Origin of the sequence: Sphingobium scionense (assembly GCF_014197035.1) — a bacterium.
Classification (GTDB): Bacteria; Pseudomonadota; Alphaproteobacteria; order Sphingomonadales; family Sphingomonadaceae; genus Sphingobium; species Sphingobium scionense.
On sequence record NZ_JACIEU010000002.1, the window covers coordinates 351,831 to 364,203 of the forward strand.

Consider the following 12,373-nt stretch of genomic DNA (forward strand, 5'->3'; position numbering starts at 1 on the left):
ACCGTAAGGGAAGGGAAGTCACATCCGGGCTAGGGCAGGGGCGTGGCCCGGATCGGTCAGGTCGATATCCTGCAGCCCCAGCCACTGGTCGAGATGAGCAAGCGCGGCATCGCCCAGAAAATGGTCGAGCGCGGCGAAGATCGCGGCCTGATCCATGTCGGCGGGGTCGAAAGGCTGATGCCATTTCAGGGTGAAGTGCGTGCTGCCGGTGCGGACGAGATAGAGCGGCATGATCCGCGCACCTGACGCCTTGGCCATGCGCAGCGCGATCGACACATTGCCCTGTGGTCCCAGCGGCCGGCCGAAGGTAGGGAAGGTCACCTGCCGGTCGCGCCGTTCGTCGAGCAGCATATAGGCGAGCGCGCGATCTTCCTTGGCCAGATGGCGCAGGATGCGGCGGGCCGCGCCCTCGCCCGGCGGCAACGCGTCGGTGGCATAGGCGGCACGGGCCTTTTCCAGCATTTTCGCATGGCGCGGATTTTCCGGCGGTTGCTGCACGCCGATCGACGGGCGATCCATCTGGGTCTTCAGGTGGGCGGCAATCACATCCCAATGGCCGATATGCAGCGACACGAAGATGATCGCGCCGGGACCATCGACGATGGTGCGATAGGCGTCATGATCCTCGATCGAGAGATGGCCGCCGGCAAGCAGTCGCCCCATCGACGGCAGTTCGGCGGCAAAGCGGCCGACATTGCGCCAGCGTTGGTGCAGGAGCGCGGCGGCATCGCCTTCCGACAGATCGGGGCGCAGCAGGGCAAGGTTGCGTCGCGCCCGTTCGGATCGGACCGCCATGCGCCGCGGACCGACCATGCCGCCGAGCCATGCGCCGATCGCCGATCCGGCGCTCACCGGAAGGACGCGCATCAAGCGATACATGAAGGGGCTGTAGAGCATTCAGATCGCACGCATGGATGGGTTGGCACTGGGCATGGCGTCGGTCATACACGGGCGCGATAAAGGGTAAAGGGGCATCCCGATCTTGAGCATCTTCCTGGCGATCTGGTTCCTGCTGCAGGCGATCAGCCTGCTGGGCGTGATCAATTATTGGCGCCATCTGCCGGCGGACCGGCAGGAGGAGGCGCCCGACGGCGCGGTCATGATCCTGTCGGTGCGGGACGACTGGGAAGCTGACAGCGAACTTGTCACCCGGTTGAGGGCGCAGAGTGCGCCGTTTCGGCTGCTGCTCGCGACCTCCGGCGGCTGTGCGGCGGCGGAGGCGCTGGCAGCCGCCGAGCCGGATTGGGTCCAGATCGTGCGCGCCGGCGTGGCCAGCGACGAGGGACAGAAGGTCCACAAACTGCGGGCAGCATTGAAGACTTTGCGTGACAGTGATCGCTATCTGATCTTTGTCGACGCGGATATCGAGCCGCCGGTGCGGCTGGTCGGGCGGCTGCTCTTTCCGCTGGTGCGGGGCAAGGCCGATATCGTGACAGGCTATCGCCTGCTGCTGCCGGCCGGGCACGGCATGCCGGCGCTGGTCGGCGCGGTCGAGATGCAACTGGCGACGCTGCCGCGCGCGGCCAGTGCAACCATGCCCTGGGGCGGCGCGATGGCGATGACGCGGGCGGCGGCCGAGCGGATCGATATCGACGCGGCGCTGGCCGGGCGTCTGTCCGACGACATGGCGATCGGGCTGGCTGGCTGGCGCACGAAGCTGCGGATGCGGCCGGTGCGCGACCTGCTGGTGGCGAGCCTACTGGATGGCGGACCTGGCCCGCTCTGGGGCTTTGGGGTGCGTCAATATCGCCATATCATCACCAACAGCCCGCGCATGTGGGCGGTGGCGACCGGCGCGGTCGCGCTGCAATCGGGTTTCTGGCTGTGGGCGCTGGGCTGGGGCGGTTGGCCGGCCATCGCTATCGGCTATGGCGCGGCCTGGGGCCGGGCGATGGTGCGACGGGGGATATTGGGCGCGGTGCTGGAACCGGCGCAGGCGGCGCGTGCGCGGCGATCGCTCTGGTGGGACATGGTGACGCCGTTTGCCGTCTGCTGGGCGCATCTGGCAGTGCAACTCCAGGCGTCATTCTCCAACCGCATCCGCTGGGGCGGCTGGACCTATCGCGTCGTGCGCGGCCGGGTGGTGGAGATGGGGCGGGGGTAATCTCCATTCCTCCCCGAGACTGGCTCGGGAAGGAATGGGAATGGATTAGAACCCCGCCGGAAACAGGTGATTGCCGGCGTCGTCGAGGCGCAGGATCACCTTGCCGGCGACGGCGCTGATCGGCAGGTCGCCATAGAGATGGGGGAAGAGTGCGCCGCCGCGCGACACTTCCCATTTGATCGCCTCGCCAAAGGGGGCGAGGTCGATCATCAGCATCACCAGCCGATCCTGTCCCGCGAAATGCTTGGCCGCCGTTTCGGCCGCCTGATCGCGCGTGGACATGTGGATATAGCCGTCCTGCAGGTCGATCGGCGCGCCCTTGAACACGCCGTCGGCCTTGAACTGGTCATATTGTTCGGCGGTCAGGATCTTGTAGGCGAACAGCTCGCTCACGCTTCGCCACCCTCGTTGCCGGTTTCAGGCGTGCTCTCAACGGTGGCTTCGGCCGCAGCCTCAGCCCCGGCCTCCGCACTGTCATCTTCGCCGTCCTCGATCCGGGCGGTGGAAACGACATGCTCGTCCTTGGCGACGTTGAACAGGCGCACGCCGGCCGAGTTGCGGCCGATGACGCGCATCGACGACAGGCCCATGCGGATCAGCTTCGCCTGATCGGTGACCAGCATCAGATGATCCTCCAGCGCGACCGGGAAGCTGCCGACGACCAGGCCGTTGCGGGCGATATTGTCGATATTGGTGATGCCCTGGCCACCGCGACCGGTGCGGCGATAATCATAGGCCGAACTGATCTTGCCATAGCCATTGGCGCAAACCGTCAGCAGGAACTGTTCGGCTTCAGCAAAGGCGGCCATGCGTTCGACGCTGTTGATCGCCGGGGTCGCCTCATTCTCCTTCCAGGGGGCGGCACGCAGATAGTCGTCGCGTTCTTCCGTGGTCGCGTCGAAGCCCTTGAGGATCGAGAGCGAGATGACCTCGTCGCCGTCCTTCAAGGTCATGCCGCGCACGCCGGTCGAGGTGCGGCTCTGGAATTCGCGCACGTCGGTGGCGGCGAAGCGGATGGCGCGGCCCTGGCGGGTGGCGAGCAGGACGTCATCCTCTTCGGTCAGCAGCGCAACGCCGATCAGGCGATCGTCGCTGCCTTCGTCGAAGCGCATCGCGAGCTTGCCGTTGCTCGGCACATTGGCGAAGGCGTCCATGCTGTTGCGGCGCACGGTGCCGTTCGCGGTGGCGAACATGACGTGCAGTTCCTTCCAGCTTTCCTCATCCTCCGGCAGAGGCAGGACGGTGCGGATGGTTTCGCCCGGCGCCAGCGGAAGCAGGTTGATCATCGGCCGGCCACGGGTGGCGGGGCCGCCCTCGGGCAGGCGCCAGACCTTCATGCGATAGACCTTGCCGGCGGTCGAGAAGAACAGCACCGGCGTGTGCGTCGAGGTGACGAACAATTCGGTGACGGCATCCTCATCCTTGGTCGCCATGCCCGACCGGCCCTTGCCGCCACGGCCCTGGGCGCGGAAGCTTTCGAGCGGGGTGCGCTTGATATAGCCCTGCACGGTGACGGTGACGACCATCTCCTCGCGCTCGATCAGATCCTCGTCATCGATGCCGTCGGCGGCAGGGGCGATGACCGACACGCGCGGCGTGGCGAATTCGCTCTCGATCGCCTCGAACTCTTCGCGCATCACCGCGTAGAGCTTCACCCGGTCGCCCAGGATGGCGAGATATTCGGCGATGGCTTCGGCCAGTTCGGCCAGTTCCTTGCCGATCTCGTCACGGCCGAGCGCGGTCAGGCGGTGGAGGCGCAGGTCGAGGATGGCGCGGACCTGGACGTCGCTCAGCTTGTAGCTTTCGCCGCTGACTTCGGTCTCGATCGCCTCGACCAGGCGCAGATAGGGCGCGATCTCGCCGATCGGCCATTCGCGCGCCAGCAGCGATTCGCGGGCAGCCGCGGGGCTGGCCGAACCGCGGATGATCTTCACCACCTCGTCGAGATTGGTGACGGCGACGACCAGGCCGAGCAAGATATGGGCGCGGTCGCGCGCCTTGTTCAGCTCGAACTTGGTGCGGCGGGTGATGACCTCTTCGCGGAACTTGACGAAGGCTTCGATGATCTCGCGCAGGCCGAGCAGTTCCGGGCGGCCGCCGCGGATCGCCAGCATGTTGGCGGGGAAGCTCGACTGGGCCGGGGTGTTGCGCCACAGCTGGTTCAGGACGACGTCCGGGGTGGCATCGCGCTTCAGATCCATGACGATCCGAACGCCTTCGCGGTTGGATTCATCGCGAATGTCGCTGATGCCCTCGATCCGCTTGTCCTTGGCGGCTTCGGCGATCTTCTCCACCAGGCCGCTCTTGCCGACCTGATAGGGGATGGAGGTGAGGACGATCGAGCGGCGGTCGCCGCGGCCTTCCTCCACCTCGTGCCGGGCGCGCATCAGGATCGAGCCGCGGCCGGTATGATAGGCGTTGCGGGCACCCGACTGGCCCAGGATCAGCGGCGCTGTCGGGAAATCGGGACCGGGGACGATCTGGATCAGTTCGTCGGTCGAGATCGCCGGATTTTCGATATAGGCGAGGCAGGCGCGCAGCACTTCACCCAGGTTGTGCGGCGGGATGTTGGTGGCCATGCCGACCGCGATGCCGCCGGCGCCATTGACCAGCAGGTTGGGAAAGCGGGCCGGCAGTACCTGCGGCTCGCTTTCCGAGGCGTCATAGTTGGGCGTGAAGTCGACCGTATCCTTGTCGAGATCGTCCAGCAGCGCGGTCGCGACCTTGGCAAGGCGCGCTTCGGTATAACGCATGGCGGCTGGCGGATCGGGATCCATCGAACCGAAATTGCCCTGGCCGTCGATCAGCGGCACGCGCATCGACCAGTCCTGGGTCATGCGGGCCAACGCGTCGTAGATCGAGCTGTCGCCATGGGGGTGATATTTACCCATGACTTCACCGACCAGACGGGCCGACTTGCGATAGGGGCGGTTGTAGACGAAGCCCGATTCCTGGGCCGAGAAGAGAATACGGCGATGCACCGGTTTCAGGCCGTCGCGCACGTCCGGCAGGGCGCGGGAGACGATGACGGACATGGCATAGTCGAGATAGCTCGACTTCATCTCATCAACGATGCTGATGGGGCTGATGTCCGAAGGGTCGGCGAGGACGGTCTCGTCGGTCAAGGCGATTCTCTTTTTGGATGGGTGTGATGCGTTACCACTGCACTAGCCGAGCGAAACAAATCTGTCACCCCTCGCGCGCGCCCGCGCGCCCGCATGTGCAGCCAAGGCGGTGATTGGCGGGCGTGCAGAAAAGCGGAACGAAGCCGCAGCATGACAGTTGCAAAATGCGCGGATATAGGCTTGTTCAAAGCCCGTTCACGCGCCGACCCCTAATCGGCGCTCAACCCGGATGTCGCCTGTGGTCCCCTAGCCAGGCGCGAAAAGGAGATGAGGATCATGCGTTTTGTTACCCCGCTGTCGCTCGCGCTGGCTCTGGCGCTGACCGGCGGCGCCGTTTCGGCTCCCGCCTCCGCCGCGAAGAAGGAAGAAAAGCCGGCCGGCCGCAAGCTGAATGTGTCGCCGGAGGTGCTCAAGTCGCTTCAGGCCGCCCAGAAGGCCGCCGATGCCCAGGATTTTGCCGGTGCCAAGACGGCGCTGACCGAGGCCGATGGCAAGGCGGCGTCGAACGACGACAAATATCAGATTGGCGCGATCAAGCTGAACACCGGCATCCAGGGCAAGGATGATGCGCTGAAGATGGAAGGCCTCAACCAGATGCTCGACAGCGGTCTGACCCCGCCCGAGCAGACCGGCCAGTTCAACATGGTGGCGGCCGACGCCGCGCTGGCGCAGAAAAATTATGACGTCGCAATCGCGCGCGGCCAGGCGGCGCTGGCTGCCGGCTACAAGTCGGAACAGGTCAACCCGACCATCGCCCAGGCCTATTTCGGCAAGGCCGGTACGGGCAACGCTTCGGCGGAACCCGCCCGCGGCTTCAACCAGCAGGGCCTGGCCGCGCTGAAGGCCGCCGCTGACGCGACCAAGGCGTCGGGCCAGCCCGTGCCGGCGCAATGGTATCAGATCGGCGTCAGCCGTGCGGCCGCTGCGCGCCTGCCGGAAGTCACCGAATGGGCCAAGTGGGCCTATGCTGCCAATCCGAGCGGCGAAAATCTCCGCACGCTGATCCGCCTGTTCCAGCAGGCGAACCCGAACATCACCAACCGCGAAAATCTGGACGTGCTGCGCCTGATGTCGGCGGCCAAGGGTCTGGTGGTTGCTGCCGACTTCACCGAATTGGCCGAAATGGCGTCGAAGACGGGCATCTATGGCGAGGTCAAGTCGACGATCGACGCCGGCCGCGCCAAGGGCGTGCTGAACGTCAGCCAGGCGGGTGACATCTACCAGGCGGCTGTCGGCCGTATTCCGGGCGATAAGTCTACGCTGGGCGCTGCCGAGGCGGATGCCGGCAAGGCCGCCAATGGCAAGGTCGCGGCCGCGACCGGCGACGCCTATCTGGGCTATGGCGACTATGCCAAGGCGGCGGCGATGTTTGAACTGGCCAAGCAGAAGGGCGGCGTGGACGCGGACGAGATCAACACCCGTCTGGGCATTGCCAAGACGATGGGTGGCGACAATGCTGGCGCCAAGACGGCGTTCGAGGCGGTCCAGGGTGGCGCACGCAAGCAGATCGCTGATCTGTGGCTGACCTATCTGGGCACCAAGGCTTGAAACTAGTATAAGCATATAGGCCATCGGTCGTCCGATGGCCTATATGCCTTCATTTTTTGAATGACCGGCTGGGCCGGGATTTACAGTGGGGGAGGCCTGTCATGGCCATGCGGGATCATATTTTTCTGACTATCGGGCTTCCGGTCATGCTGGCTGGTGCTGTGCTGGCGACGCCGGCATCGGCCAAGAAGAAGATCGTGGTGGCGGGGCCGCCGATCGAGATGTCGGACGCCTTCCGCGCCGATGTGCAGGCTGCTGACGCCGCGATCAAGGCGCGTGACGCATCGACCGCCAATCTGCGGATCGCCGCTCTGAACCCGACCACTGACATCGAAGCCTATGCCGCGGCCGGCCTGCGCTTCGAGGTGGCAGTGCTGCGTCGGGACATCCAGGCACAGCGGATCGCGCTGACCGACATGTTCAAGACCAGTTCCGTGCCCAAGGCGGATGCGCCGCGCCTGCGCTTCATCGCCGGCTACCTGTCCTACATGGTGGCCAACTATACCGATGCTGTCGCTCAGCTCGATTATGCCAAGACGCTCGGCTATACCGGCATCGACGCCACCATGTTGCGCGCCGACATCGCGATGCGCAAGAACAAGCCCAAGGACGCGCGCGTCTATGTGCAGGAGGCGCTGGCATTGCAGAAGGCGTCGGGGCAGCCGATCCCGGCGCCCTGGTATGACCGCGCCATTTCCATGGCCTATCAGGCCAATGACTGGAATGAGGTGAGCAGCCTCTATCGCGAGCGGCTGGAAGTCTATCCTTCGACGCCCGAATGGCGATCGGCATTGATCAACTATCTGGCCGGGCAGGAAAGCGACGCGCAGATCCAGCTCGACCTCTATCGCCTCCAGGCCGCCAACGGCGCGATGGCGAGCGAGCGGGACTATCAGACCTACGCCCAACTGGCCGAAAAAACCGGCAATTTTGCCGAGGCCAAGGCGATCATCGAAGCGGGCCGTTCGGCCGGCAAGCTGACCGCGAGCCAGGCGACCACGGCCCAATTGCTGAAAGCCGTCACGCCCAAGGCGACCAAGGATATCGCCGGCATGCCCGCGCTGGCGAAGAAGGCGGCGACCGCCAGCGATGGCAAGGCGGCGCTGAACGCGGCCGATGGCTATTTTTCGCTCGGCCAATATCCGCAGGCCGTCGAGCAATATCGGCTGGCGCTGAGCAAGGGCAGCATTGATGCCGATCGGGCCAATGCGCGCCTCGGCATCGCGCTGGCGCGTTCGGGCGATCTGCCCGGTGCCAAGACGACGCTGGCGCAGGTGACCAGCGGCAGCAATTGGAGCAATGTCGCCGGCTTCTGGTCGGTCTGGGTGGACCTGCAACATCGCAAGTCGGCGCAGCAGGGCACGGCCCAGACGGCCAGCTGATCGCGGCGTGACGTGACATGCAAAAGGGCCGGTCCCCCTGCGGGGCCGGCCCTTTTCGTTGCGTTTGTGTGCCGGCTGTCGCGGGCTGGCCGGATCAGACCGGCAGCGGGACGCCGGGCAGATTCTTCGACGTGCGGATCGTCAGCGATGTCTTGACGCTCACCACATTGGGGGCGGGCGTCAGCTTCGACGTCAGGAATTGCTGGAAGCTCTGCAGGTCGCGCGCGACCACCTTCAGGATGAAGTCGATCTCGCCGTTCAGCATATGGCATTCGCGCACTTCGGGCAGCGCATCGACATGGTCCTGGAAGGCCTTGAGATCGGCCTCGGCCTGGCTCTTGAGGCTGACCATCGCGAACACGGTGATGGTATAGCCGAGCATCGCCGGGTCGACCACGGCATGATAGGCGGTGATGGCGCCGGCTTCCTCCAGCGCGCGGACGCGGCGCAGGCATGGCGGAGCCGTCAGCCCGACCTTCCGCGCCAGATCCACATTGGTCATCCTGCCATTGTCCTGCAATTCGCCCAGGATCTGCAGGTCGATGTCGTCGATATTTGGCCCCGCCATCAGATTGATTATTTCCTTACCTGTTACTGCGGGCGCATCATAATAATATTTCAGAGCAATGCAATTGTCCCACTATGCGACGCTCATATTGTGCGCGGAAATCACGCTTTCGCTTTGGGTAAGGACTGCTTATCGGTTAGGATGTAACGAACGGCGATGCAGGCATGCCGCCTGCTACCGCTTGAATATGGGGACTTTGGTTGCGCTTCAACGACATCATGCAAACCGTGCTGGCTGCCGACAATCGCAGCGGCGTGGGCGCGGTGACGCTGTGGCGGCAATGCGTCGACCTGCTGGCACAGCATGATCGCTATGATCGTCCCCCCATGGACGCACCCGATCGCGAGGCTTTGCTTGACCGATTGGGCCAGTTGCGGCCGCAACTGTCTGAAATGCAGCGAATCGCGACCGTCGTCGAACTGGGCGGTCGGTTGCGTTCGGCCAGCCTGATCCGTTTCTTTGCCGGCGATCGGCCGGCGATTGCCGGTGCGGCTATGGCCCGCGCGCGCCTCTCCGATCCGCTCTGGGCCAAACTGCTGCCGCATCTCAGCCCCACCGCACGGGGCGTGCTGCGCGGCCGCCGCGACATGGGGCCGGAGACGCGGCAGGGGCTCGAAGCCTTCGGCCCGACCGACCTGGTGCTGACCAGTGGCCCAGGCGCCAGCGAAACCGACATGCTGCTGACGGCGGACATGGCGCTCGCAACCGAACCCGCCGTCGAGCAGGAGGTTGCGCCGCAGCCGGTGGGCGAACCCGGCCCCGACCAGATCCGCAATCTGGTCGATCGCATCGCGCGCTTCACCAGCAACCGGCGCCCGCCCGAGGAGACGCCTGCGCAGGAAATCATCGTCGCGCCGGTGTCGCAGCCCGCATTGCGCAACGAGCAGCCGCATTTCTTCGCCTTCGAGACGGATTCGACCGGCGTGCTGGTCTGGGTGGACCAAGGGCCGCGCGCCGCGCTGGTCGGCCTGTCGCTCGGCGAAATCGCGCTAGAAGGGGCGAGCGGCCCGGACGGCCATGTCGCCGGTGCCTTCCAGCGTCGCAGCGGCTTCCAGAATGGCCGCTTCACCATCATCGGCGGGATGATGGCGGGCGAATGGCGGCTGTCGGCGACGCCCTTCTTCGATCCGCGCTCGGGCCGTTTCCAGGGCTATCGCGGCCAGGCACGGCGCCCCTATCTGCACGAAGTGGCGACGACCCCTTCGGGGGCGGTGACGATTGCTGGCCTGTCGGCGGATTCGCTGCGCCAGCTGGTGCATGAACTGCGCACGCCGCTCAACGCGATCCTGGGCTTCGCCGAGATCATCGAACAGGAATTGTTCGGCCCGGCGGGCGTTGAATATCGCGAGATGGCCGGCAATATCGCCGTCGATGCGCGCCATCTTCTGGCGGCTTTCGACGATCTCGATCTGGCGGCGAAGGTATCGCGCGGTGATGGCATCGGCGCGCCGCAGACGATCGATCCGGCATTGCTGGTGATGCAGGTCGCGGCCCGTTTCCGCGATCAGGAAGGCCGGGTAGTGACGCCGATCGACATCGCCGTGTCGCAGGATCTGCCGCAGATCAGCATCGATCCGGTGCAGGGCGAGCGCATGGTGCAGCATCTGCTGCGCACGCTGATTTCGGTCGCGCCCGAGGGCGAGGCGGTGACCGGCACCTGCTGGTTCCAGCCCGATGGCGCGTCGGGCAAGGTCGTGCTGGCGATCGATCGCCCGTCGACGCTGAGCGGCATGGACGAGGCGCATCTGCTGGATCCGGGCTATACGCCGGAGGGCGATTGGGCGGATGGGCCGTTGCTGGGGCTGGGCTTCTCGCTGCGTCTGATCCGCAGCCTGGCGGCCGGTTGCGGCGGCAGCCTGGATGTCGGCCCGGACCGTTTCCTGCTGCGCATCCCGGTCGACGGGATGGAAGAGGATGTCGTTGGCAATGGCTGATTTTCGGGCTGGTCGGGCGCGGGCTTGACCGGAACGAAACCCTATCGCAACCATTGCGGGATAGGGAAGGGCGATGCAATCAGCTCATCATCATCATGACGGCAATCTGCTTCGGGCGCCGCTGCCCGAGGACATGATTGCGCTTCCGGCCGCGTTCGGCACCCGTTTCATGCTGTTCGTCGATACCGAGGAGGAATTCGACTGGAACGCGCCCTTCCGACGCGAAGGGCATGGCGTCACCGCGCTGGCCGGCATGGCGCGCGGCCAGGCCTATTTCGCGGGGGCCGGGGTGAAGCCCGTTTATGTCACCGACTATCCGGTGGTGGATAGTGATGCGGCCGCCGGGATGATGGGGGCGTGGGTGGCCGCGGGCGAAGCCGATGTCGGCGCGCATCTCCACCCCTGGGTCAATCCGCCCCATGTCGAGGATGTGAACGCCGCCAATTCCTATGTCGGTTCGTTGCCCGAAGCGGTGGAGGCTGCCAAGCTGGAGGCGCTGTGCCGGCGGATTGAGGATCGCTTTGGCCGGCGGCCGATCGCCTATCGTGCGGGGCGTTACGGTGTCGGCCCCAACAGCGCGCGGCTGCTGGAAGCGGCGGGTTTTCGCCTGGACACATCGGTGCGTAGCCGGTTCGACTATAGCGGCCAGCATGGCCCCGATTTCCATGGCTTGCCGCAAAATCCCTATTGGGCGGGGCCGACCCGCAGCCTGGTCGAATTGCCGCTGTCGACGGCGATCACCGGCCTGTTGCGGGGGGGAGGCGAGGGGCTTTATCGCGCGACCCAGGCGATGGGGCCGCTGGCAGGTGCACTGGCGCGGGCGCGGATGCTCTCGCGCGTGCCGCTGACGCCCGAAGGCATTACCGCGTCCGAAGCGACGGCGGCGATCGACGCGCTGATCGAGGAGGGCGTGCGTGTCCTCAACTTCAGTTTCCATTCGCCCACGCTGGAGCCGGGCCACACGCCCTATGTTCGCGACGAAGCCGATCGTACGGCCTTTTACGGCTGGTGGGATAGGGTGCTGAACCATCTGGCGCGGCGCGGCGTAGCGGCGGTTGGCCTGGATCAGTTGCTGGATGCCATTCCGGCGCGCGCGGAGGCTTGCCAAGCCGCCTGATGCTGCCTATCCAGCCGCGCAGGGTGGGGCCTGTAGCTCAATGGTTAGAGCTGGCCGCTCATAACGGCTAGGTTGCGGGTTCGAGTCCTGCCGGGCCCACCATCGTCTCTAAGCTGTTGAAAGGCTTGGAAAACGTTGAAAGATAAGGACTTTTTACGGGCGTCTGTTACATCTGTAACAGTTATGGAACAGCCCATGTCCTATCTCGCTAAGCGCGGCTCGGTTTACTATTTTCGGCGCATTGTGCCTGACGATTTGCGCGCTGTCCTCGGTAAGCGTGAAATCATGCTGTCCCTGCGGACCAAGGATAGGGAGCACGCCAAGCGGCTTATCCCGAAAGAAATCATAAAATCCGACGCGCTGTTCGCTAGTGCCCGAAAAGATTCTGTATCGGATCAGGGAAAGTCCAAGCCTCCAGCGGCCAAATCCCCAGCCCAGCTAGAGCAGGAGCGCCTGTTGTGGGAGGCGGACTTAGAACGGATTGAACTATGGGATCAGGTGGTGGGTTCAACGGGTGGCGGCAACACAGGCTTGGAAACGCTCTGCGGGTGTTTGGTATTCGAGCGTTTTCCTTGGCCTTTCGTTGAGTTGCCGG

The 12,373-nt window shown here is 65.1% G+C and carries 9 protein-coding genes, 1 tRNA gene and 1 pseudogene; 7 read left to right on the forward strand and 4 right to left on the reverse strand.

What is annotated here, in order from left to right; all coding sequences use genetic code 11:
* Positions 1-18: 18 nt before the first annotated feature.
* Positions 19-897 (reverse strand): lysophospholipid acyltransferase family protein, encoded by an 879-nt coding sequence (locus GGQ90_RS03605; protein WP_188080855.1) that lies wholly within the window; start codon positions 895-897, stop codon positions 19-21.
* Positions 898-988: 91 nt separating this feature from the next.
* Here GGQ90_RS03605 and GGQ90_RS03610 point away from each other — a divergent pair, with 91 nt between their 5' ends.
* The gene (locus GGQ90_RS03610; RefSeq protein WP_188080881.1) at positions 989-2,104 is read left to right on the forward strand and encodes a glycosyltransferase family protein; all 1,116 of its coding nucleotides are present in this window, start codon (positions 989-991) and stop codon (positions 2,102-2,104) included.
* A 45-nt stretch (positions 2,105-2,149) separates the two neighbouring features.
* Here the strand turns inward: GGQ90_RS03610 and GGQ90_RS03615 are convergent, their stop codons facing one another.
* Both GGQ90_RS03615 and gyrA read right to left on the reverse strand, forming a co-directional pair.
* Entirely contained in the window at positions 2,150-2,497 is a 348-nt protein-coding gene (locus GGQ90_RS03615; protein WP_010336100.1) for a DUF952 domain-containing protein, read from the reverse strand.
* Positions 2,494-5,229 (reverse strand): DNA gyrase subunit A, encoded by a 2,736-nt coding sequence (gyrA, locus tag GGQ90_RS03620; protein ID WP_188080856.1) that lies wholly within the window; start codon positions 5,227-5,229, stop codon positions 2,494-2,496. The genes GGQ90_RS03615 and gyrA overlap by 4 nt, the downstream gene beginning before the upstream one ends.
* A 276-nt stretch (positions 5,230-5,505) precedes the next feature.
* Here gyrA and GGQ90_RS03625 point away from each other — a divergent pair, with 276 nt between their 5' ends.
* Positions 5,506-6,777: a hypothetical protein gene (locus GGQ90_RS03625; RefSeq protein ID WP_188080857.1), complete on the forward strand. Its 1,272-nt coding sequence runs from the start codon at positions 5,506-5,508 to the stop codon at positions 6,775-6,777.
* Between the two features lie 101 nt (positions 6,778-6,878).
* Positions 6,879-8,159, forward strand: a complete 1,281-nt coding sequence (locus tag GGQ90_RS03630; protein WP_188080858.1) for a tetratricopeptide repeat protein — start codon at positions 6,879-6,881, stop codon at positions 8,157-8,159.
* Between the two features lie 94 nt (positions 8,160-8,253).
* Here the strand turns inward: GGQ90_RS03630 and GGQ90_RS03635 are convergent, their stop codons facing one another.
* Positions 8,254-8,727, reverse strand: coding sequence for an Lrp/AsnC family transcriptional regulator (locus GGQ90_RS03635; protein ID WP_004207648.1), 474 nt, complete (start codon positions 8,725-8,727; stop codon positions 8,254-8,256).
* 200 nt (positions 8,728-8,927) lie between these two features.
* Here GGQ90_RS03635 and GGQ90_RS03640 point away from each other — a divergent pair, with 200 nt between their 5' ends.
* The 4 genes and pseudogenes from GGQ90_RS03640 to GGQ90_RS29810 form a co-directional block, all read left to right on the forward strand.
* Entirely contained in the window at positions 8,928-10,661 is a 1,734-nt protein-coding gene (locus tag GGQ90_RS03640) for a sensor histidine kinase (RefSeq protein WP_188080859.1), read from the forward strand.
* 73 nt (positions 10,662-10,734) lie between these two features.
* The gene (locus GGQ90_RS03645; RefSeq protein ID WP_188080860.1) at positions 10,735-11,778 is read left to right on the forward strand and encodes a polysaccharide deacetylase family protein; all 1,044 of its coding nucleotides are present in this window, start codon (positions 10,735-10,737) and stop codon (positions 11,776-11,778) included.
* A gap of 26 nt (positions 11,779-11,804) precedes the next feature.
* Positions 11,805-11,880: transfer RNA gene (locus GGQ90_RS03650), tRNA-Ile, on the forward strand.
* A gap of 93 nt (positions 11,881-11,973) precedes the next feature.
* A pseudogene (locus GGQ90_RS29810) lies at positions 11,974-12,096 on the forward strand (DUF6538 domain-containing protein); the annotation flags it as partial.
* Between the last annotated feature and the right edge of the window lie 277 nt (positions 12,097-12,373).